This window comes from Methylobacterium sp. Leaf89, from assembly GCF_001422215.1.
Taxonomy (GTDB): Bacteria; Pseudomonadota; Alphaproteobacteria; order Rhizobiales; family Beijerinckiaceae; genus Methylobacterium.
Genome location: NZ_LMML01000031.1, coordinates 62,997 through 83,939, shown reverse-complemented (window position 1 = coordinate 83,939; position 20,943 = coordinate 62,997). Strand labels below are relative to the sequence as shown.

Annotated in this window: 18 protein-coding genes; 7 read left to right on the top strand and 11 right to left on the bottom strand. The window is 69.1% G+C overall.

The features are described from left to right. The first annotated feature begins 5 nt into the window (after positions 1-5). Together ASF18_RS22115 and ASF18_RS22110 are read left to right on the top strand one after the other, a co-directional pair. Positions 6-1,664: a thiamine pyrophosphate-binding protein gene (locus tag ASF18_RS22115; RefSeq protein ID WP_056355426.1), complete on the top strand. Its 1,659-nt coding sequence runs from the start codon at positions 6-8 to the stop codon at positions 1,662-1,664. 49 nt (positions 1,665-1,713) lie between these two features. Then, complete coding sequence (locus ASF18_RS22110; RefSeq protein WP_056355423.1) at positions 1,714-2,730, top strand: ABC transporter substrate-binding protein; 1,017 nt, start codon at positions 1,714-1,716, stop codon at positions 2,728-2,730. Positions 2,731-2,846: 116 nt separating this feature from the next. Here the strand turns inward: ASF18_RS22110 and ASF18_RS23370 are convergent, their stop codons facing one another. From ASF18_RS23370 to soxC, 4 genes are all read right to left on the bottom strand, one after another. Next, positions 2,847-3,080: a helix-turn-helix transcriptional regulator gene (locus ASF18_RS23370; protein WP_082487882.1), complete on the bottom strand. Its 234-nt coding sequence runs from the start codon at positions 3,078-3,080 to the stop codon at positions 2,847-2,849. A 267-nt stretch (positions 3,081-3,347) separates the two neighbouring features. Next, entirely contained in the window at positions 3,348-3,911 is a 564-nt protein-coding gene (gene dcd / locus ASF18_RS23365; protein WP_082487881.1) for a dCTP deaminase, read from the bottom strand. Positions 3,912-4,636: 725 nt separating this feature from the next. Then, complete coding sequence (locus ASF18_RS22105; RefSeq protein ID WP_244472811.1) at positions 4,637-5,260, bottom strand: cytochrome c; 624 nt, start codon at positions 5,258-5,260, stop codon at positions 4,637-4,639. Then, positions 5,241-6,545, bottom strand: a complete 1,305-nt coding sequence (gene soxC / locus ASF18_RS22100) for a sulfite dehydrogenase (protein WP_056355420.1) — start codon at positions 6,543-6,545, stop codon at positions 5,241-5,243. The genes ASF18_RS22105 and soxC overlap by 20 nt, the downstream gene beginning before the upstream one ends. Before the next feature lie 380 nt (positions 6,546-6,925). Here soxC and ASF18_RS25125 point away from each other — a divergent pair, with 380 nt between their 5' ends. Beyond that, positions 6,926-7,048: a hypothetical protein gene (locus tag ASF18_RS25125; protein ID WP_280138951.1), complete on the top strand. Its 123-nt coding sequence runs from the start codon at positions 6,926-6,928 to the stop codon at positions 7,046-7,048. 42 nt (positions 7,049-7,090) lie between these two features. Here ASF18_RS25125 and ASF18_RS22090 read toward each other — a convergent pair whose 3' ends face one another. Beyond that, positions 7,091-8,467 carry a PAS domain-containing protein gene (locus tag ASF18_RS22090; protein ID WP_244472810.1) on the bottom strand — a complete coding sequence of 459 codons (1,377 nt, stop codon included), beginning with the start codon at positions 8,465-8,467 and terminating at the stop codon, positions 7,091-7,093. A gap of 213 nt (positions 8,468-8,680) precedes the next feature. Here ASF18_RS22090 and ASF18_RS22085 point away from each other — a divergent pair, with 213 nt between their 5' ends. From ASF18_RS22085 to ASF18_RS22070, 4 genes are all read left to right on the top strand, one after another. After that, positions 8,681-9,205 carry a methyl-accepting chemotaxis protein gene (locus ASF18_RS22085; RefSeq protein ID WP_056355411.1) on the top strand — a complete coding sequence of 175 codons (525 nt, stop codon included), beginning with the start codon at positions 8,681-8,683 and terminating at the stop codon, positions 9,203-9,205. Further along, positions 9,205-11,712: an EAL domain-containing protein gene (locus ASF18_RS22080; protein WP_082487878.1), complete on the top strand. Its 2,508-nt coding sequence runs from the start codon at positions 9,205-9,207 to the stop codon at positions 11,710-11,712. Before ASF18_RS22085 ends, ASF18_RS22080 begins: the two co-directional genes overlap by 1 nt. A 591-nt stretch (positions 11,713-12,303) precedes the next feature. Continuing rightward, the gene (locus ASF18_RS22075; RefSeq protein WP_244472809.1) at positions 12,304-14,178 is read left to right on the top strand and encodes a PAS domain-containing methyl-accepting chemotaxis protein; all 1,875 of its coding nucleotides are present in this window, start codon (positions 12,304-12,306) and stop codon (positions 14,176-14,178) included. 7 nt (positions 14,179-14,185) lie between these two features. Further along, the gene (locus ASF18_RS22070) at positions 14,186-14,491 is read left to right on the top strand and encodes a hypothetical protein (protein WP_056355408.1); all 306 of its coding nucleotides are present in this window, start codon (positions 14,186-14,188) and stop codon (positions 14,489-14,491) included. 196 nt (positions 14,492-14,687) lie between these two features. Here the strand turns inward: ASF18_RS22070 and mnhG are convergent, their stop codons facing one another. The 6 genes from mnhG to ASF18_RS22040 form a co-directional block, all read right to left on the bottom strand. Next, positions 14,688-15,029 (bottom strand): monovalent cation/H(+) antiporter subunit G, encoded by a 342-nt coding sequence (gene mnhG / locus ASF18_RS22065; RefSeq protein WP_056355404.1) that lies wholly within the window; start codon positions 15,027-15,029, stop codon positions 14,688-14,690. Further along, on the bottom strand, positions 15,026-15,310 hold the full coding sequence (locus ASF18_RS22060) for a K+/H+ antiporter subunit F (RefSeq protein ID WP_056216335.1): 285 nt from the start codon (positions 15,308-15,310) through the stop codon (positions 15,026-15,028). Before ASF18_RS22060 ends, mnhG begins: the two co-directional genes overlap by 4 nt. Further along, positions 15,307-15,795: a Na+/H+ antiporter subunit E gene (locus ASF18_RS22055; protein ID WP_056216337.1), complete on the bottom strand. Its 489-nt coding sequence runs from the start codon at positions 15,793-15,795 to the stop codon at positions 15,307-15,309. The genes ASF18_RS22060 and ASF18_RS22055 overlap by 4 nt, the downstream gene beginning before the upstream one ends. Beyond that, on the bottom strand, positions 15,792-17,399 hold the full coding sequence (locus tag ASF18_RS22050) for a monovalent cation/H+ antiporter subunit D (protein ID WP_056355402.1): 1,608 nt from the start codon (positions 17,397-17,399) through the stop codon (positions 15,792-15,794). The genes ASF18_RS22055 and ASF18_RS22050 overlap by 4 nt, the downstream gene beginning before the upstream one ends. Positions 17,400-17,481: 82 nt before the next feature. Then, positions 17,482-17,850, bottom strand: a complete 369-nt coding sequence (locus ASF18_RS22045) for a Na+/H+ antiporter subunit C (RefSeq protein ID WP_056276994.1) — start codon at positions 17,848-17,850, stop codon at positions 17,482-17,484. Further along, positions 17,850-20,783: a monovalent cation/H+ antiporter subunit A gene (locus ASF18_RS22040; RefSeq protein ID WP_056355399.1), complete on the bottom strand. Its 2,934-nt coding sequence runs from the start codon at positions 20,781-20,783 to the stop codon at positions 17,850-17,852. Before ASF18_RS22040 ends, ASF18_RS22045 begins: the two co-directional genes overlap by 1 nt. Positions 20,784-20,943: the final 160 nt, after the last annotated feature.

The window sequence follows — 20,943 nt, the reverse complement described above, 5'->3', positions numbered from 1 at the left end:
ACGCCATGGACCAGTCCCGGGGCCGGCCGCGCGGAGCCGACATCGTCGTCGAGACGCTGGAGCGCCTCGGCGTCCGCCGCATCTTCACCCTGTCGGGCAACCACATCATGCCGATCTTCGATGCCCTGCTGGGCACGGATATCGCGGTGGTGCATGTCCGCCAGGAGGCCGCCTGCGTGCACATGGCCGATGCCTGGGGCCGCCTGACCGGGGAGGTCGGGGTCGCCCTGGTCACCGGCGGCCAGGGGCAGACCAACGGCGCCGCCGCCCTGTTCACGGCGCTGGCGGCGGAGAGCCCCGTCCTCCTGCTCTCGGGCCATGCCGGCCTGTCGGAGCTCGGGCGCGGCGCCTTCCAGGAACTCGCCCAGGCCGACATCGCCCGGCCGATGACCAAGGCCTCTTGGACGGCGGCTGCCGTCGACACCCTGGCCGACGACGTCGCCCGGGCCCTGCGGATCGCCCGCGCGGGCCGGCCGGGGCCCGTGCATCTCAGCCTGCCGGTCGACCTCCTGGAAGCGCAGGCCCCGGTCGCTCTCTCGGCCGCTCCCCCGGCACCCGCCGAGGCCGCGATCCGGGTCGGCGCGCCCGGCGCCGACCTCGTCGCGGCGGTGGCGGCGGAGCTCGGCCGGGCGCAGCGCCCCCTGATCCTGTGCGGCCCGGTCGCCTGCGGCGCCGAGGGGCGCGCCCGGATGGCGGCGCTGGAGGCGGCCTCGGGCGTGCCCGTCCTCGGGATGGAGAGCCCGCGCGGCCTCAACGATCCGAGTCTGGGCGCCTTCGCCGAGGTGCTGGCCCAGGCCGACTGCCTCGTGCTCGTGGGCAAGCCCCTCGACTTCACCCTGAAGTTCGGCGAGGCGCCCGCGGTGGCGCCGGACTGCCGCTTCGTCGTCGTCGACCCCGACCCCGCCCTCGTCGCGCGGGTCGATCCGGCCCGCCTCGCCGTCTCGGGCACGGCCGATGCGCTGCCGACCCTCGCGGCCCTGGCCGGCTCCTGCGCCGGGGGGCGCCCGCGCGCGGGGACGGACTGGCCGGCCACCGTGCGGGCGGCTGTGGCGTACCGGCCCCCGGACTGGGACGACCGGCGCGGCCCCGAGGGCCGCCTCCATCCGGTGGAGCTGTGCCGCGGCGTCGCCGCCTTCCTCGACCGGCATCCCGGCGGCACCCTGATCTGCGACGGGGGCGAGATCGGGCAATGGCCCCAGGCCCTGGTGCAGGCCCCCCGGCGCCTCATCAACGGGGTCTCGGGCACCATCGGCGCGTCGCTGCCCTTCGCCCTGGCGGCCCGCCTCCACGACCCGGCGGGGCCCGTGGTGGCGGTCCTGGGGGACGGCACCTTCGGCTTCCACATGGCCGAGTTCGACACCGCCGTGCGCTACGGCCTGCCCTTCATCGCCGTGGTGGGCAACGATGCCCGCTGGAACGCCGAGTACCAGATCCAACTGCGCCAGTACGGCGCGGCGCGGGCGCGCCACTGCGACCTCCTGAGTTCCCGCTACGACCGCGTCGTGACGGCTCTGGGCGGCCACGGGGCCCTCGTCACTCGGGCCGAGGACCTGCCCGGGGCCCTGGAGGAGGCGCAGGCCAGCGGCCTGCCGGCCTGCCTCAACGTGCTGATCGAGAGCGTGCCCGCCCCGGTGATCCGCAGGCCGAAAATTTCCGTTCCGTAAGGCGGGCCGACCGCATCCCCCATCGCGAGTCCGGTCCAGGGAGGTTCACATGCGCCGACGCGACGTACTGGCCCGGGGACTGCTCGGCGCGGGACTGCCCCTCCTCGGGGGCCTGCGCCCGGCCCGGGCCGAAGTGCAGGCGGTCACCATCGCGCGCCAGCCGAGCCTGGGACACCTGCCGCTGATGCTCATGGAGGAGCAGGGGCTGCTCCAGACCCACGCCGCGGCCCGGGGCCTGTCGGGGCTCGGCGTCCGCTACGTCACCCTGGCGGGCGGGGCCGCGATGAACGACGCGCTCCTGTCCGGCTCGATCCAGTTCGTGGCCGGCGGCGTGCCGCCCCTCGTCCTGCTCTGGTCCAAGACCGAGGGCACCGCCATGGCGGTGAAGGGCGTGGCGGCGATGAACGCCATGCCGCTCCTCATGAACACCAATGCGGAGCGCATCCGCTCGCTCGCCGACTTCACCGACCGGGACAAGATCGCCCTGCCGGCCGTGAAGGTCTCGGTTCAGGCCATGTTCCTGCAGATGGCGGCCGAGAAGGCGCTCGGGGAGGCGCGGCGCAACGACCTCGACCGCCTGACCGTGACCCTGTCGCACCCGGACGGCATGGCCGCCCTCCTGGCCGGCCAGGAGGTGACCGCGCATTTCACCGCCGCGCCGATCCAGGAGCTGGAGCTGCGCAGGCCCGGCATCCGGACGATCCTCAACTCCTTCGACGTGCTCGGCGGACCCTCGACCTTCAACGTGGTCTGGGCCTCCGCCGCCTTCGTGGAGGCCAATCCCACCCTCCACGCCGCGTTCACGGCGGCCCTGGAGGAGGCGGTCGCCTCCATCGCGGGCGACCCCTGGGCCGCCGCCCAGGCCTATGTGCGCCTCGCCCGCGACGGCTCCGACGTCGGCCTCATCGCGTCGATCCTGGCCTCGCCCCAGGTCAGCTTCACCACCACGCCCCAGGCGATCCTGCCCGTCGTCACCTTCATGGCCCGCACGAAAACGATCCGCCGCGGCGCCCGGGACTGGCGGGAGCTGTTCTTCGCCAACGTCCACGCCAAACCCGGCAGCTGAATTCTCGTAGTATTACGCGATAGCCTAGAGGCTTTTATGAAGTCGTGATGCGGAGATTCAAGGTGAATGGGCATGGCCTTTCCACGCAAATCCTACCCGTGTAATGTCTCCGATTGTTAATCAGTGGCGCCGGGGGGGGCGCCAACGGTGATCCCGGCCGGTTTTTCGAGAAATTTCACACCGGCATCCTCAAACGCGCGTCTCATTGCCGACAGGTTATTGGCAATGGGCGTGCGTAGCCCGTTCTCAAATTGTCTGATCGTGCTGAGCCCTATGGTGGCTCTTTGGGCCAGCTCCTGCTGGGACCATTCGAGCCATCCGCGGGCAGCACGGCACTGCTCAGGTGTCATGGTTTGAAGCGGTAACGTCAGCGTTTTTGTGCGTCAAGGATAACTAAAAGAGTTGATCTGAATGTAATAAGCTGGCTCGTCCTCTCAACCCATTCAAGGTCGCTCGCACGTCGGACCATGAGGTTTGATGCATTTTTTAACGATCCGCTTAGAGGCTACCAACAGGGTGCTCCGTTCTGCCCTGCTGCGGCTGCTGCAGCCATTTGTTCAAAGCCTACAGGAAGGCGATGTAAGAGTTTGGCGACTTCATCCATTCGCCTTAACGCTCTATCCCCTGCGCGCAGTGTTCTGGCCCGCAAATCTGCCGTTGTAGCCCCGATCTGGGGTGCCCAATGTCGTCTTGAAAATGAGCTGGCAGATGCGCATGTCCTCGCGTAAGATCACGGGGACTTTACCGTGGTTGATCATCTCCAAACGAATTCGGCCGTCAAATCCAGCGTGAATAATTGGAGCAGTTACATGTACTCCAATACCCAGGCGAGCGAGAGAACTTTTACCCTCTACCCTGGCCGCGATTCTTACGTCGTTCTTTAGATTTACGTATTCTTTTGTCCAAGCAAGAATTAAGTAGCCCGGACGGAAGACGTACCCATCGGTTCCAATTGATACGGAGTCAGTCAGGTCGGCTAGAGTTGCGTCATGATCAAAATCTTTGTGGCTTGGATCAATGAGCCGATCCAGCCCCGCTCTATTGTCCCTAAAAACACTTAAGGTCGGATCGAGAGTTAGGTCAACGCTGGTTGAGCTGAACGCTTTATCTGCAGGAGCAGGGTCAATTATTATTGCCTTGCGCTCCAGCGAAAGCTGAATCTCCCGATCCGTTAAAATCATTGTTATGCGGCCTCTACGGCCTCAAGGATTGTTTGGTCTTCTGCGACCCAAACCCGCCAAGAGCCGGTTGTCGTTTCCCTAGGGAGTTCAACCAAGAATAAGTTTTCTCGCCTGTCAATCGGATACCCAACCTCTATCGAATGATTCTGGGCGATTGAGCGCCGATCAACTACCAAGCGCTCCATGCCTTCCGTCGTGCGAACAGAAACAACAACCTCGCTCGGGTGAAGGCCGTTGCGAACCTCTTCGATCCTGACACGCATCATCCACTCCTCCGACAGCGATCCAGATTTTTCTTACGCAAAGACGATAGCTCAGTTCCAAGGCTTAGCTATTCCTCTGAGGGATGCGCTTTCGCCGAAAAACCTCACAGAACAAGCTAATAACAAGAACATACAGGGAACGAGTGTCCTTTGCCATCAAAAAATGTTTCGAAAATAAGACAGCAATCTCAATAAGATACCGGTAGATATTCGTTAAAGACATTAGCTACGGAGAGCGGGGGTGTGCTCCAGCAGACAGCCCAAGACAGCTTCGAACTAGAGGGCCAAATGATTAACAAGATTTTAACCATAGGTGTCGTCGCCTCAACGCTTTTAATTTACGTTGATGCTTAATGCGGATTTTTTAAATCCTGACAGGAAGGCTTGGTTTGGCACCTTGGCGCCAACGGCCAGGAATCACCTCGGACGCGAACCATCCTAAGCTCCCACCACCTCCTCTCCTCAGGGCACGTCGGGGCGCGGATCCGGCACGAAGCCGTCGCGGTTGGGCATCCGCACGGCGGCGAGGCTCCTCGCCTCCAGGACGGCGTCGTCCGGCAGGAGGCCGTTCAGGTTCAGCAGGTAGCCGACGACGGCGTAGACCTCGTCGTCCGTGAGCGATTGCGGCGCGTCCATCGGCATGGCGCGGCGGACGTAGTCGAACAGCGTCGGGGCATAGGGCCAGAAGCTGCCCACCGTCTTCACCGGCTGGGCCGAGGCGAGGGTGCCCTGGCCGCCCACGAGCCGGTCGCCGAGGCCGCCCTCGCCCTTCGCGCCGTGGCAGGACGCGCAGCGCTCGGCGAAGAGCGCGCCGCCCTGGGCGACGCTGCCGCGGCCGGCGGGAAGCTTCCGGCCGTCCCGGTCGATGTCGATGTTCCAGGCGGCGACCTCCGCCGCGGTGGCGGGGCGCCCGATCCCGTAGCGGGTCTCGGCCGAGGCCGGGCCGGCCGAAGCGATCGCGGCCAAGCCGATCGCGGCCAACCCTGTCGCCGCTAGAGCGATGGCGGCCAGGGCGGTCGCGGCCAAGCCGATCGCGGCCCTGGGGCCCATTCGGAGGGCGGTGCCGTCACGCCTTGGGATAGCCATTCGACACCTCTCCGCTCTCCGCGATGCGCCAGGGGATGACGGCGTTGTTGTGGTAGAACGAGTTCAGGCCCCGGGCCCCGGCCAGTTCGGAGAAGAGCGGCTGCACGTAGCCGGTCTCGTCGGTGGCCCGGCTCTGGATCACGGCGGGCTCTCCGTTCCAGGTCCAGGCCAGGCGGAACCGGGTCAGCGCCTTGTCGAGGACGGGCGCCTGGAGCTGCGCCGCCTGCCAGCTCCGGCCGTCGTCCACCGAGACCTCGACACGGGCGATCGTGCCCCGCCCGCTCCAGGCGATCCCGGTGATCTCGTTGAAGCCGGGCACGATCCGCTGCGTCCCCGACGGCCGCGTGATCACCGACTTCGCCTCCATGGTGAAGGTGAACTGCCGCGCGGTCCCGTCCGGCATCAGGTCGGTGTACTTGGCCGTCTCCTCGCGGGAATAGGCCGGCGCGTCCGTCACGTTGAGCCGGCGCAGCCACTTCACGCTCATGTTGCCCTCGTAGCCGGGCAGGAGCACGCGCAGGGGGTAGCCCTGCTGCGGGCGCAGGCGCTCGCCGTTCTGGCTGTAGACGAGCAGCGCGTCGTCGAGGCACTTCTCGATTGGGAGGCTGCGGGTCAGCGCGGCCGCATCCGCGCCCTCGGCGATCACCCACTTGGCGCCCGGCTGGAGGCCGGCCTCCTCCAGCACCGTCTTCAAGCGCACCCCCGTCCATTCGGCGCAGCTCACCAGCCCCACCAGGTCGGAGGCGGTTCGGCCCGCCCGGATCGCCTTGAAGTCGGGGTTGCCCGAGCACTCGATGAAGTGGATCTGCGACACGCTCGGGAAGCGCCGGACGTCGTCCATGGTCAGGACCAGGGGCCGCTCCACCAGGCCGTGGATCATCAGGCGGTGCTGGGCCGGGTCGATCGCGGGGACGCCGCCATGGTGGCGCTCGTAGAACAGCCCGTTGGGCGTGATGATCCCGTCGAGCTCCTGCAGCGGCGTGCGCACCGATGCTGAGGTGTATTGCTTGAGGGTCTTCGGAATGTTCTTGACGACGGTCTTCTCGAACGGCGACGGCGTCCCGTAGGGCTGCGCCCCGGTCTCCGCGCCGGGGGTCGTCATCCAGGGCGGCACGCCCGGCGGACCGCCGGCCGGGGACGCCGCCGCGGCCGGTTCCGCCGCGCGTGCGGCGACGAGGCCGCCGCCGACGAGGGCAGTGCCCCGCGCGAGGAAGGACCGGCGCGACCTCGACGCGACCTCCGTGGTATTCCGGACGCGGTCTTCGTCGGATTCTGGTCCGCTCACGCTGCGTCTCCTTCACCGGGTCGGGGCTGTCGTCGGCAGCGCGGAGTGTAGGACCGCTCACCCGATTCCGTCATCCCCTTTCGGGTCTCCGCCGGCACAGCGTCGCGACGGGCAGGCCTCGCCGGGAGCGAAAGCGAAATTTTGCATGTCAGATCAAAAGGTATGCATTAAGGTTCTGGACAGGGATCGGGTGCGCGCCGCATGATCTCGCTCCCGGATCTCAGGCGGAGGTGCGCGCCATGGGTGGTTGTTGGCTCTGTGATACGCCTCAGGGAGCATTCCGCATCCAGCGAACGCTCCTGGGGCAGAAGGATTGTTACGTAGTTCTGCTGGACCACGACGTTCTCGGAACCTGCGAGACGGCGGAGCAGGGGCTCCGGATGCTGACCGAGGAGCACGCCTACAAAGCCGCGTGCGGGCTGGACCTGGCGCGCTTGCCGATCCCCCGCTCCCTGAACGGGTGGACCTTCGCGCCGGCCGCGTCGCATCGGACGGCCAACTGAGCGATCCGTCCGGGGCGGCCCGATCCCGTCGCCCCGCGATGCTCACGCCTCGCGGACGCCCGGCTTCTTCCCCGCCTCGAAGATGAACTCGACGCCGACCCCCTCGAGAGCCCGGCGCACGGCCAGGATCGTGTCGTGTCGCGGCTGGATGGCGGAGTTGGAATCCTCCAGGCGGTTCAAGGTCGAGACGGAGACGTTGGCCAGCTTGGCCAGTTCCTCCTTCGACAGGCCGGTCAGGCCGCGGGCGGCCCGCACCTGTCCCGAGGTCAGTCCGGCCTCGGCCGAAGCCGTGGCCGTCGCCTGCGGGGAGGGCGGCGGCGACGCCTCGGTGCCGGAGGCGCCGTATCGATTCCGGCCCGGGACGTTGAGGCAGACGCCGACCCACTCCCGCACCGAGCCGTCGCGGTTCAGGACCGGAGCGCCGCGGGCGTTGAACCAGCGGTAGATGCCGTCCGCACACAGCACCCGGTAGTCGGTGTTGTAGGGCGCCGTGTGCTCGACCGCCGTCATCCAGGCCGCCTGGGTCCGGGCGCGATCATCGGGATGGACGGCGTTCAGCCAGCCCATGCCCTCCATTTCCGCGTGGCTCTGACCGGTCAGGGCCATCCATTGCGGCATCTCGCTGGGTTCGCCGTTCGCCTTGTTGAGCCAGAAGACCGCGGCGGTCGCGGCGATCAGGGCGTTGAGGCGGTCGTGGCGCTGCATGACCGCATTCATGGCATCGTGACGCGCCGTCACGTCGAACACCACGCCCATGCCCTGGTTCGGCTTGCCGTCCTGCCCCAGGATCACCTCGGCATGGTGCAACAGCCAGCGCTGGGTGCGGTCCGGGCGGATGATACGGAACTCGCGGCTGATCGGCTGGCCATTCCGCAGCACCGCGATCTGATCCGCGTGGGCGGCCTTGTCGTCGGGGTGGATCATGTCCAGGCCGAACCCGAAGGTTACGCGGGAGGCCGGGTCCAGGCCGAGAATACGGTAGAGTCCCGGCGACGCGTCGACCTCTTCTCTGCGAAGATCCGCGGACCAGAAGCCCACCTTGCCGGTGTCTTCGATGAGCTTGAGGAAGTGCCGGGAGGAGAACGCCCGCAGGGTTCCGTTGCCATCGGATGCCGTCTGGGGGCGCATGAGAACTCTCGTGGGCACAGGCTTCCCCTTCGGCTCCAGCGATTCGACCTGCCTGCTGTCCTTATAGCTCCGAAGCGACTTGCCAATGGGTGAAAAGACACCTGGCTTGGCATTCGTACCGTGATGCCCCCCGGGATGCGCTGCGGGGAGGGGCGCACGGCTCATTCGACGGCATGCGCGTCTTCGTCTCCGCGTGAACGAAAACAGGCGCGAAAACAAACGATTGAATCGCGCCTCGACGGTGAAGAGCCCGCCTTCCCACCCGAAGACCGGCTTCAACGCCTCGGTCATCAGTTCCGGCTCGTTGGCCGCACTTGAGGATGAGCATGACAGAATTCGTTTCAGCTGGGTGCGGGCCTTGGTTGTTAGACCGCGGATGACAGAAAATGCGACGCAAAAACCCGGAGATACCCCCGAGTTTCGGGGATTTGCCTGTGTTTGCGTTATGTCCGCATGCCTAGTTTTCACCAGTAACGGCAGCCTGTCCGTTGCATGGGGATGGCGATGTTTTGGGGTGGTGATGAACTGAAATCGAAGCTCAGCGCGCTCGATGCTTCCCAAAAGTCGATCGAGTTCGACCTCGACGGCCTCGCTGCCTCCGTCGGCGAGATCGCCCGCCGGACCAGCCGCCTGGCACCGAACGCCACCATCGAGGCGGCGCCGGTCCGGGAGCCGGGGCAGCACTTCGCCATCGGCGCCGCTGAGGTGAAGAGCCTGGCCGCCCAGACGGCGAAGGCGACCCCGAGCGTCGGACGCCAGATCACCGGAACCCAATCCGCCGCCCGGGGGGCCGCCACCGCCATCGCCCGCATCGGGGAGACCATCGGGCCGACGAACGACATCGCGGCCTCCTCGACCGCCGTCGAGCAGCAGGCTGCGGTGGCCCAGGAGATGTCGGCCAGCATGCAGGCGATGACGGTCGCCGTCACCAAGTTCAGCCAGAACGGGGGTCTGATCAAGGTCTCCACCCGCGAGGTCGACGCCTCGACCCGGCAAGGCCGCGCAGCCTCTCGCAGCATGGCCGCCTGATGCCGCCCGTCTCCGCACACCCTGGCCTATCCGGTCGACGGGACGGATCCCCGGACGGATCCCGGGATCGCTTCGCGGTCCTGGACGATGGGCGCACCACCGGTGCGATCGGCGATGCCGGCCCGGAAGAGGTCGAGACCGCTCCGGAGCAGGCCGATACCCCGGCCTCCCCCTCCCAAGACGAAGCACGGCTGGGTGCGGCGGTCCGCGCGGCGATGCTCGGCGAGACGCTGCAACTCGGCCGCTATTCCGCTTTCACTCAGGCGACCGTGGCGCTTTCGCTCGCCGCCATCTTCTGGGACATCGCCGCGAAGACCTACCTCGCCGTGCTGGCCGCGGCGGTGACGACGCTCTGCGGTGCCGCCATCGTCGCCACGCACCGTTACCGGGGTGTCATCGGCGGGGGCGCGTCCTGCCCCTCCACCCGCGGGGCCTTCCGGGTCCTGCACCTGCTCGCGTTCGGGCGCGGCCTCGCCTGGGCGACGATGCCGGCCGTCCTGCTCCCGACCCTCGACAATGCCTATCGGGTCGTCGTCGGCGCCGTCTGCGCCGCCCTGATCTCGCACGCCTACGTCGCCGGCCCCGTCTTCTCCCTCGCCCTTCTGGCGGTGGTCCCGGTGGTCGCCGGCATCTTCATCGGCCTGGCGGGGTGCGAGGGACCGGTCGGCCACTCCGTTGCCCTACTGCTGACCCTCTACGCGACCTTCGTCTTCGTCAGCGCGCGTCGCTTGTGCGGGCACGCCTACCAGCGCATCCGGGACCGCGTCGTGGTGCAGGCCCAGAGCGAGACGATCGAGCTCCTGCTCAAGGACTTCGCCGAGGGGACGAGCGACTGGCTGTGGGAGATCGACACCGTCGGCCGCCTGAGGCCCTCCCTTGAGCCGATCGCCGGCCTGCTGGGCGTCGATCCGGTTGCCCTTCGCCACCGCACGCTCCAGGCTGTCCTGAGGGACTTCGCCGACGAGGCCGGGGGCGCGACCGGGATCGATGCCGTCCTGACCGCCATCGCGGCGCGGAGTCCGTTCCGCGATCACACCGTGCGGCTCCGGACGCGGGACGGCAGGCGCTGGCTGACCCTCAACGGCCGGCCCGTTTTCGATGCCCTCGGGACCTTCGTCGGATATCGCGGCGTGGGATCGGACGTGACGGCCAGCCGGGAGGCGCAGGCGCGCATCGCCTTTCTCGCCGGCCACGACAATCTGACCGGCTTGCCCAACCGGGCGGCGCTCCAGGCGGCCCTTCAGGATCTCTGCGGCGAGGCGTCCTCGAGAGCGGGCCGGGGCGTACTGCTCTACCTCGATCTCGACGGGTTCAAGGCGGTGAACGACGGCCGCGGGCATCTCATCGGCGACCGTCTTCTCGGGCAGGTCGCCCAGCGCCTGACGGACCTCTGCGGGTCGGAGGCCACGGCGTACCGCCTCGGCGGCGACGAGTTCGCCGTGGTCGCCCCACAGGCCGGCAAGGCTGCGGCCGAGATTCTGGCCAAAGGCATCGTATCCACCCTTCGACAGTCCTTCCGGATCGATGAGGCGCATGTGGAGATCGGGGTGAGCGTCGGCATCGCCTGCGTGCCGGACGACGCCATCGATCCGTCGAGCCTCCTGTCCCGCGCAGACCTCGCGCTCTACAGCGCCAAATCGGCCGGGAAGGGGCGCTGGCACAGCTTCGACCCGTCCCTCGAGGAGCGCGCTCATCGTCAGCGTCAGCTGGACACGGACATGCGCGAAGCGCTCGCCGCCGACGCGATGGAACTGCACTACCAGCCGCTGGTCGACATGCGCAGCGGGCGGGTCACGGGCTTCGAGGCGCTCCTGCGCTGGAACAAGCCCGGGCACGGCTGGGTCTCGCCGGGCGAGATCATCCCCATCGCGGAAGCCACCGGCTTCATCGTCGAGATCGGCGGCTGGGCCCTGCGCCGCGCCTGCACCGACGCGCGCCGATGGCCGGACCTGTGCGTCGCGGTGAATATCTCCTCCATCCACATGCGCATGCCGAGCTTCCACGAGGAGGTCGCCGCCATCCTGCAGGAGACGGGGCTGGCGCCCGAACGCCTGGAGATCGAGATCACCGAATCGGTCCTGCTCGACCACGGCGACGAGGTCCTGGAGAACCTGAAGCGGCTGCGTGCCCAGGGGGTGCGTATCGCCCTCGACGATTTCGGCACGGGCTATTCCAGCCTGAGCTACCTCACGGAATTTCCCTTCGACAAGGTGAAGGTCGACCGCTCCTTCGTGCGCGACCTTCAGGGGCGGCCCGAGAAGGTCGCCGTCGTCGAGGCGATCGCCCGGATGGCGCGCGCCCTCTCGATGAACGTGACGGTGGAGGGCGTGGAGACCCAGGCGCAGCTCGACGTCCTCCGCGCCAAGCGCTGCGACGTCGCACAGGGCTTCCTCTACAGCCCCGCGCGGCCCGCTTCCGAGGTGATGGCCTTGATCGATCGCATCGAGGCGACGTCCTCGCCGGTGCCGGATCAGGCACGGATGCGGACCGCGCTGGCAATCGTCTGAGGCTCGCGGCGGATCACCGCGGTCGCCCCGTGGGCCGCCCATGATGCGTGGGCGCCGACCGACCCGGAACGCGGCCGCTGCGCGCCCTGAGCGACCTGACCTGGTGCGGATGAGGGATGCTTCGGTCCCGAACCTCCTTCGGTCGTCCCGCCGGACCCAGCCAGGCCGGGCCGGAGCGGGTCGGACCGCCCTTCTGCCGGGGTGACGGCGGCTCGCAGACGCCCTTCGCACAGGCCTGATCCAAGAGCCAAGAAGGCGCAAGAATGGCAGAAAATCCGTCACGATCGTCGGTCTCGCGACGAAAGAATGGTTTTTTTAGCCATCCGGGCTGCGGAAAGACAATTTTCCAGTGCCGGGCTGAATATCTGATTCAGATATCGTCAAGTGGTGTGGTCTCACAATGATGTGATGTTCTGGAGCGGTCATCGCGAAGATTTGAACAGCAAGTCAGCATAAGGGGAGAAATATCCGATGTTCGATTTCATGGGAGCGTCACGTAAGTCGAGGTCCGGCGCCGCAGTGTTTGGCGGCTTGCGTATGCCGGTTCTTGGGATCGACGCATTGTCGGTCGTCACGACGATGAATCCTGCCATGGAAGACTTGCTCGGGCCGGGCGGAGCCGACCATAAGGGTCGCCGCCTCGACGACCTCTGCCGCGACCTGTCCGGCCAGTCCATCGTCGCCGTCGGGCTGCGCCATCGGCACGACGCCCTGGTCCGCCTGGGCGGCAGACCCTTCGACGTCGCCGTCACGCCGCTGATGGAGAGCCACAGGATCTCGGGCTACGTCCTGGAATGGACCGACGCCACCCCCCGCCTGGAGCGGGAGGACCAGGCGCGCCGCCTCGCCGCGATCGAGGCGTCCCAGGCCGTCATCGAGTTCACCCCGGATGGCACCATCGTGTCGGCCAACGCGGCCTTCCTCGCGGTCATGGGCTACACCCTCGACGAGGTTCGGGGACGCCATCACAGCCTGTTCGTGGAGGCGGCCTACCGGGACAGCCGCGCCTACGCCGCCTTCTGGGACGGCCTCCGGGCGGGCCACGCGGAGGTCGCCGAATTCAAGCGGGTCGCCAAGGACGGCAAGGCCGTCTGGATCAAGGGCTCGTACAATCCGATCCGCGACGGCGCCGGCCAGGTCGCGCGGGTGGTGAAGTACGCCACCGACATCACGGCGCAGACCGTCGAGACCAACGCGCTTCGCGGGCAGGTCGACGCCATCCGCAGGTCGCAGGCCGTGATCAGCTTCGACCTCGACGGCCGCGTCCTCGAGGCGAATGCCAACTTCCTCGCCGCCGTCGGCTATACGGCGGCCGAGGTCGTCGGCCAGCATCACGGCCTGTTCGTCGACGCTGCCCACCGCGCGAGTGCCGAGTACGCCCGGTTCTGGGAAGCTCTGCGCCGCGGCGAGTCCCAGGCCGGGCAGTTCCGCCGCATCGGCAAGGCGGGGCGCGAGGTCTGGATCGAGGCCAGCTACAACCCGGTGCTCGACGCCGACGGACGACCCATACAGATCACCAAGTTCGCCATCGACGTGACGGCCCAGGTCGAGCAGCGGGAACAGGTCCGGCGCCTCGAGGAGGCCTCCGCGCGCGAGCGGGTCGAGGCTGAGGCCCGCCACCGGGCCGAGCGCGTGCAACTGGCCGACGCCTTCGAGCAGACGGTGGGAGCCGTCCTGGCCTCCGTCGCCTCCGCGGCGACCGAGCTGCAGGCGACCGCCTCCGGCATGTCGGGCATCGCGGCGGAGACCGCACAGCAATCGACCGCCGTAGCTGCCGCCGCGAGCCAGGCGGCCGCCAATGTCGGCACCGTCGCGGCGGCCGCGGAGGAGCTCGGGGCCTCGGTCGACGAGATCAGCCGGCAGGTCGCGGGCTCGGAGGACCTGGCGGGCCAGGCGGTCGCCGAGGCGGAACAGACGGCGACCCTGGTCCAGGAACTCAGCGAGGCCGTGCGCAGGATCGGCGACGTCGTCGCCATGATCTCGGCCATCGCGAGCCAGACCAACCTCCTGGCCCTGAACGCGACCATCGAGGCGGCCCGGGCCGGCGAGGCCGGACGCGGCTTCGCGGTGGTCGCGGCCGAGGTCAAGGAACTCGCCAACCAGACGGCCCGGGCGACCGATGAGATCACCGGGCAGATCGGGCGGATCCAGGGGGCGACGGGAGGCGCCGTGAGCGCCATCGATGGCATCCGTCGGCGCATCAAGGAGATCGACGCGGTCGCGGGGTCCATCGCGGCCGCCGTGCAGCAGCAGGGGGCGGCGACCCAGGAGATCGTGCGCAACGTGACCGAGGCCGCCACCGGGACCGGCGAGGTCACCAGCAACATGTCCGGTGTCGCCCGGGCGGCCGAGGAGACCGGAAGCGCGGCGACCCAGGTCCTCACCGCCGCCTCGGACCTCTCGCGCCAGTCCGAGCATCTCGACGGCGAGGTCTCCCGCTTCCTCGCCAAGATCCGGACGGCGTGAGGCGGCCATGCGCGAAACCTCCGGCCTTCCGTTCGACCGGTCCGCCCACCGCTTCGGCCCGGCGGAGAACCGCGCCGGCCTGGCGGGTCTCGAGGCAGGCGGGTGCCGCCATCGGCTCGCCGGCACCTCCGCGTCGATCACGCGCTCGCTGCAGGGCCTTCAGGACGCACTCGTCCTGCTGGTCGCCGCGCTACCGGCCGACGATCCGATGGTCCCCCGGCTCAACGCGGCCGCGCAGAACATGACGCGCCTCGCACGGGCCGTCCTGACCTACGGGGCGGTCCTCGACCCTCACGCCGTGCCGGAGCTCTGAGCCGGGGCCGCCGATCCTCGTCGACGCGCCCCGCCCCTGGGCGGCAGGATTGTCGCCCGAACCCGGGACGCATCCTCGGGAACACCGATCCGCTGGGCGGTGCGACCCGCATTCCGGCGGGGCGCGTGAGCCTGTCGAGCCAAGTCCGTCCGGGCCGGTTCGGTTCGTCCCGGCCGGGCGCTGGCCGGCGCGAGCGTCAGATCTCCGGCGGCGCTTCGGGCGTGCCCTCGTGGCGGTCGCGATGTGCCGCGGCCCGCGCGAGGAGCAGGAGCGTGACGGGCGTCGACACGGTAAGGAACACGCCGATCAGGGCGTCGCGCAGGACGAGCCGGCCCTCGAGCAGCGAAAGGAGCAGCATGGAACTGATGAGGATCAGGGCCATGCCCAGCGTCGCCCCGAGGGTCGGCGCGTGGACGCGCTCGTAGAAGGTCCGCAGGCGGATGAGGCCGAGGGCTCCGGTCAGCGAGAAGGCGGCTCCGACGACCGCCAGCGCGACCACCAGCCAGGCGGCCCAGAGCGGCAGCTCCGCGCCGCTCATTGGATCACCTCGCCCTGCATCAGGAACTTGGCCAGCGCCACGGTGGCGGTGAAGCCGATCATGCCGAGGATCAGCGCCGCCTCGAAGTAGAGGCCGCTGCCGGTGCGCATGCCGTGGACCACGATCGCCAGCATGCCGTTGAGGTAGAGGGTGTCGAGGCCGAGGATGCGGTCCTGCGCGCGCGGACCGCGCAACATCCGCCACGCGGCGAGCGCCATCGCCAGCACGAGCATGCCCTGGGCCAGGCCGAGCCCCCAGTCGAGAACGGCGGTGGCGCTCATGCGAAGACCTCCATCAGGGGGCGCTCGTAGCGGTCCTTCACCCGCCGCACCCATTCGTCCCCGCCCGTATAGTCGAGCACGTGCAGGAGCAGGCAGCCGGTCTGCGAATCGTACTGCACCCAGAGCGTGCCGGGGGTGCCGGTGAGGATGATCGACAGGACCGTGATGCCGAAGGGCTCGCGCAGGTCGAGGGGGATCGTCACGAACCCGGTGCGCCGCTCCCCGCGGCGCAGGCCCAGGATGATCCGGGCGACGTCGACGTTCGACCGGACCATGTCGTAGAGCACGACGACGGCGAGGCGCGCGAGGGTGCCCGGCGCGCGCACGAGGACGGCGCGGGGCTGCAGCGCCCGCATCACGGCGGGAACCGACACCCCGACGAGGAGCGCCAGCGCGGCGCTTCCCGGTGTGATCGGGGCGTTCAGCAGGAGCCAGGTCAGGGCGAGGGCGACCGTCAGCAGCGGGTAGGGCAGGAACCGGCTCATGCGCCCGCCCCTCCATGGGCGGCGCCGAGGACGGCCCGGACGTAATCCTGCGGTTGCGCCAGCCACTGGACAGTGGCGTCCGCGTAGGCGAGGGCCGGGCCGCCCCAGAGGGCGAGGGCCAGGCATGCCGCGAGCAATCCGGCCAGAGCCAAGAACTCGGGCGGGCGAAGCACCGGGGGCGGGTCGTCGCTCGGAACCCAGAGGTTCTGGATGCCGAGACGGACCAGCGGCGCCAGGGTGCCGAAGCTGGAGAGCGTCAGGGCGGCGATCAGCCACCAGGCCGAGGCCGTGATCGGGCCCGTGGCCAATGCGGTGAACATCGCGAGCTTGCCGACGAACCCGGCCAGCGGCGGAATGCCGGCGAGCATCAGCGTGCAGAGGAGAAAGCCGCTTCCCAGGAGCGCGACCGCCGCCGGAAACGTCCGGCCGATCTCGATCGCGTCGGCGTCGTCGAAGGGGTCGCGGTACTCGTCGGCGAAGACCGCCTGCTGGGCCTGCCCCGGAGCGCGGCCCCGCTGCAGGATCTCGGCGAGGAGGAACAGGGCGCCGGCCGCCAGCGTCGATCCCACGAGGTAGTACAGGGCGCCCGCGAGCGCTGCGGCGCTGCCGGTGCCCAGGACCGCCAGCATCGTGCCGGACGAGATCATCACGGCGTAGCCCGCCGCCCGGGTGAGCTCGCGCGCGGCCAGGATCCCGATGGTGCCGTAGGCCATGGTCGCGAGCCCGGCCGCGAGGATCCAGGTCTGGCCGAAGCCGGCGGACAGGCCCGAACCGAACAGGAGCTGACTGAGGCGGATCACCACGTAGATGCCGACCTTGCTCAGGATGGCGAGGATCGCCGCCGCGGGCGCGCTCGCCGCCGCGTAGGTCGTCGGCAGCCAGAAGCCGAGGGGCCAGGCACTGCACTTGATCAGGAAGGCGATGCCGAGCACGGCGCAGCCAATCTCGAACAGGGCCGGTTCGGCGGCCGCCGGCGCCGCGAGCCGCCGCGCGAGGTCCGCCATGTTGAGCGTCCCCATGGTTCCGTAGATCAGGCTGACGCCGACGAGGAAGAACAGCGAGGCGACCAGGTTCACGGCGATGTAGCCGAGGCCGGCCCGGATCCGCATCTCGCCCGAGCCGTGCAGGACGAGGCCGTAGGAGGCGGCCAGCATCACCTCGAAGAAGACGAACAGGTTGAACAGGTCGCCGGTGAGGAAGGCCCCGTTCACGCCCATCAGGAGCAGTAGGAACAGGCCGTGGAAGCGGGGTCCCGCCCGGCCCCAGCGGGCGAAGGAGAAGACGAGGGCGCACAGGCCGAGCACGCTCGCCAGCACCAGCATCAGCGCCGAGAGCCGGTCGGCCACCAGGACGATGCCGTAGGGCGCGTCCCAATTGCCGAGGCGATAGACCTGGGCCGCTGCCTCGGCGCGCAGGGCCAGCACCAGGGCGATGCCGAGAAGGAGAAGCACGGTGACGAGGCTGAGCCCCGATTTCAGCCGGCGCCGCCGCTCGTCCAACAGGAACATCACCCCGGCCACGGCGATCGGCAGCACGATCGGCAGCACCACGAGGTGGTCCGACCAGGTGGTCTCGGCGGTGGCAGTCAGGACGGATGGGGTCATCGGCAACGGGTCATCGCGGAGGAACGCCTCATGCTGGGGGAGCGCGTCCGGCCGGGGAAGGGCGTCACGCTGAGGAAGCGTCTCATGGCTGCGGATTCCCGGGTTGCGGTTCGCCCTGGCCAGGCTCGCGGCCATCCACGTGATCGCTGCCGGTGATGCCGCGGGCGGCCAGCAGGACGACGAGGAAGAGCGCCGTCAGCGCGAAGCCGATCACCAGGGCGGTGAGGACCAGGGCCTGCGGGACCGGATCGTCGACGGAGACCACCTCGGCGCCGGCCCCGAGCACCGGCGGCGCCCCGACCGTCAGACGGCCCATGGCGAAGATGAAGAGGTTCACGGCGTAGCTCAGCAGCGAGATGCCGAGGGCGACCTGGAAGGTGCGCGGGCGCAGCATCAGCCAGATGCCCGAGGCGGCGAAGACGCCGATGCCGAGCGACAGGACGAGTTCCATCAGGCCGGCTCCCTCTCGGCGGCGCGCTCCGCCTCGGCTTCGGCCGCCCGCGTCCGGCGCGCGGACTGGTGCGCCAGGGCGACGAGCATCAGCGCGCTCGCGCCCACCACCAGGACCATGATCCCGAGATCGAACACCAGTGCGCTCGCGACCGGCACCTTTCCGAGCAGCGGCGGCTCCCAGTAGGCGAAGGAGGCGGTGAGGAACGGGCGCCCGAACAGCCAGGATCCCGCGCCCGCCAGGACGGCGACCAGCAGGCCGACGCCGATCCAGGCGATCGGCCGGATGCGCAGGCGCTCCTCCACCCACTCGGCCCCCTGGGCCATGTATTGCAGCACGAAGGCGATGGTCAGCGCGATGCCGCCCGCGAAGCCCCCGCCGGGCAGGTCGTGTCCCCGCAGGAACAGGTGCAGGGCGAGCAGGACGATGAAGGGGAACAGCCACGTCATCACCACGCGGGGAACCAGCAGGGCATCGGCGGCGGTGTCGCCGGGGCTGCGGCCGGCCCGTGCCGCGTCGTAGGCATCGTGGCTGACCTGCTGCTTGGGACGTCCGAGGCTGTCCGAGGCCGGGCGGAAGCGGCGCAGCAGCGCGAACACCGTGAGCCCGACGATGCCGAGCACGCAGATCTCGCCCAGGGTGTCGAACGCACGGAAATCGACCAGCAGGACGTTGACCACGTTGCGCCCGCCCGCCTGCGGGTAGGCCTCCTCGACGAACCAGCGCGCGATGCCGTCGACCGCCGGCCGGGTCATCACCGCGTAGGCCAGGCCGGCGAGGCCGAGGCCCGCGAAGGCCGCGATGCAGAGGTCGACGATGCGCCGCCGCCGGGCCCGCGCCGCCTCGGAGGCCGGAGCCGGAATCGCGGCGTCGCGCTTGGGCAGCCAGCGCAAGCCCAGCAGCAGCATCACCGTGGTGACGATCTCCACGAGGATCTGCGTGACCGCGAGGTCGGGCGCCGAGAGCCAGAGGAAGGTCAGGCTGCTGACGAGTCCGGCTCCGCCGACGAAGATGGCGGCCGAGAGGCGATGATACTTCGCCCGTTCGGCCGCCCCCACGGCGCAGGCCGCACCGACCAGCCACATCAGGGCGAAGGCGGGGTCGAACGTCGTGGCGCGTCCCGGTGCGAAGAGGTCGAGCCCCCGCACGGCTCCGGCCAGCATGGCGGCCAGGAGCACGGTCAGGAAGAGGATGCGCAACTGCACCTGGAGGCGCTCGCTGCCCAGGTGCCCCTCCAACCGGCGGGCACCGGTCACGAGCCCGGTCATCGCCCGTTCGAACAGCCGGCCGCCGTCGAGCCGGTCCATCAGCCAGGGGCCGCCGCGGGGATTGGCGTTGATCCGCCGCCCGAACACGCCGTAGAGCGCGACGCCCCCTACCAGCGCCACGACGCTCAGGGCCAGCGGCGCGTTGAAGCCGTGCCAGATCGCGAGGTCGTAGTCCGGCGTCCGTGCCCCGAGGACCGACCGGACCGCGCCCGCGAGGGCGGGCCCGATGGTGAGATTCGGCACGAGGCCGATGGCGATGCAGACCAGGACGAGCAGTTCGATCGGGATGCGCATCCAGCGGACCGGCTCATGGGGTACCTGCGGCAGGTCGTGGGGGGCGGGCCCGAAGAAGGTCTGGCGGATGAAGCGCACCGAGTAGAGCATGGTGAAGGCGCTCGCGAGCGTCGCCAGGATCGGCAGGGCGAGGTTCAGCCCGTGCTCGCCCGCATTGTCGACCGCCTCGGCCAGGAACATCTCCTTCGAGAGGAAGCCGTTGAGGAGGGGCACGCCCGCCATCGCGGCGGCGGCCACCATCGCCAGCGTCGCCGTGTAGGGCATCGCCCGCCACAGCCCGCTGAGGCGGCGCATGTCCCGCGTGCCCGTCTCGTGGTCGATGATCCCGGCCGCCATGAAGAGCGAGGCCTTGAAGGTCGCGTGGTTCACGGTGTGGAAGATCGCCGCCACGACGGCGAGGGGCGAGTCGAGACCGAGCAGGAGGGTGATCAGCCCGAGATGGCTGATCGTGGAGTAGGCGAGCAGGCCCTTGAGGTCGTGCTGGAAGATCGCGCTCCAGGCGCCCACCAGCATCGTCGCCATGCCGGCGGTGCCGACGATCCAGTACCAGGTCTCGGTGCCGGCCAGCACGGGCCAGAACCGGATCATCAGGAAGATGCCGGCCTTCACCATGGTGGCGGAATGCAGGTACGCGCTGATCGGCGTCGGGGCCGCCATCGCGCGCGGCAGCCAGATATGGAAGGGGAACTGCGCCGACTTGGTGAGGGCACCCGCGAGCACGAGCACCAGGGCCGGGAGGTAGAGCGGGCTGGAGCGGATCGTGTCACCCGAGGCCAGGACCACCGCCAGGTCGTAGCTCCCGACGATCTGCCCGATCAGCACCATGCCGACGAACAGGCAGAGACCGCCGCCCGCCGTGATGGTGAGGGCCATCCGGGCCCCGTCGCGGGCGGACGCATTGTCGGTCCAGTAGCCGATCAGCAGGAAGGACACGATGCTCGTCAGTTCCCAGAATACGACCAGCTGGATCAGGTTGCCCGAGAGCACGATCCCCAGCATCGCGCCGACGAAAGCAAGGAGATAGCTGAACAGGCGCGGGACCGGATCTTCGGCGGCCATGTAGTAGCGCGCGTACAGGACGACGAGCGCGCCGATCCCGAGCACGAGGACTGCGAACAGCCAGGCCAGGCCATCGAGCCGCAGGACGAACTGGACGCCGAGCGTCGGAAGCCAGTCCACCGCCCAGACCAGGCTGCCGCCGGGCGCGGACACCATTGGGTAGAGAAGCCCGATGCAGGCGAGGCACGCCACCAGGGTCGACCCGGCCAGGATCGCGGCGGCATTGCGCGCATATCCGGGCAGGCTGATCACGGCCGCGCTGCCGAGAAAAGGAAGGATCGCCGCGATGGCAAGGAGAAGTTGAGGCGGCATCAGCTCGGGCGATGAGAGGAACGGGCGGACACGGGCAGCCTCGCGATCGGCCGGAGGCGCCCCTCCGCGAGCGGGGACGCGCCGACGCACGCCACACGGCTATAGCCTCCGGGAGACCGGGTGGCGAGCGCCGCCCGGCGGGAGCTTCCCGAACCCACGA

Coding starts and splice junctions, on each gene's coding strand:
- ASF18_RS22045 (WP_056276994.1), bottom strand. CDS start 17,850: ATGGAACTCGTCCTGTCGCTCGGCATCGGCGTCTTCGCCGCCTCGGGC.
- ASF18_RS22040 (WP_056355399.1), bottom strand. CDS start 20,783: ATGCCGCCTCAACTTCTCCTTGCCATCGCGGCGATCCTTCCTTTTCTC.
- ASF18_RS22090 (WP_244472810.1), bottom strand. CDS start 8,467: ATGACCGAGGCGTTGAAGCCGGTCTTCGGGTGGGAAGGCGGGCTCTTC.
- ASF18_RS22085 (WP_056355411.1), top strand. CDS start 8,681: ATGTTTTGGGGTGGTGATGAACTGAAATCGAAGCTCAGCGCGCTCGAT.
- ASF18_RS23370 (WP_082487882.1), bottom strand. CDS start 3,080: ATGACACCTGAGCAGTGCCGTGCTGCCCGCGGATGGCTCGAATGGTCC.
- ASF18_RS22070 (WP_056355408.1), top strand. CDS start 14,186: ATGCGCGAAACCTCCGGCCTTCCGTTCGACCGGTCCGCCCACCGCTTC.
- ASF18_RS22050 (WP_056355402.1), bottom strand. CDS start 17,399: ATGACCCCATCCGTCCTGACTGCCACCGCCGAGACCACCTGGTCGGAC.
- ASF18_RS22110 (WP_056355423.1), top strand. CDS start 1,714: ATGCGCCGACGCGACGTACTGGCCCGGGGACTGCTCGGCGCGGGACTG.
- ASF18_RS22115 (WP_056355426.1), top strand. CDS start 6: ATGGACCAGTCCCGGGGCCGGCCGCGCGGAGCCGACATCGTCGTCGAG.
- mnhG (WP_056355404.1), bottom strand. CDS start 15,029: ATGAGCGGCGCGGAGCTGCCGCTCTGGGCCGCCTGGCTGGTGGTCGCG.
- ASF18_RS22055 (WP_056216337.1), bottom strand. CDS start 15,795: ATGAGCCGGTTCCTGCCCTACCCGCTGCTGACGGTCGCCCTCGCCCTG.
- ASF18_RS22105 (WP_244472811.1), bottom strand. CDS start 5,260: ATGGCTATCCCAAGGCGTGACGGCACCGCCCTCCGAATGGGCCCCAGG.
- ASF18_RS25125 (WP_280138951.1), top strand. CDS start 6,926: ATGCTGACCGAGGAGCACGCCTACAAAGCCGCGTGCGGGCTGGACCTG.
- ASF18_RS22060 (WP_056216335.1), bottom strand. CDS start 15,310: ATGAGCGCCACCGCCGTTCTCGACTGGGGGCTCGGCCTGGCCCAGGGC.
- ASF18_RS22075 (WP_244472809.1), top strand. CDS start 12,304: ATGGAAGACTTGCTCGGGCCGGGCGGAGCCGACCATAAGGGTCGCCGC.
- dcd (WP_082487881.1), bottom strand. CDS start 3,911: ATGATTTTAACGGATCGGGAGATTCAGCTTTCGCTGGAGCGCAAGGCA.
- ASF18_RS22080 (WP_082487878.1), top strand. CDS start 9,205: ATGCCGCCCGTCTCCGCACACCCTGGCCTATCCGGTCGACGGGACGGA.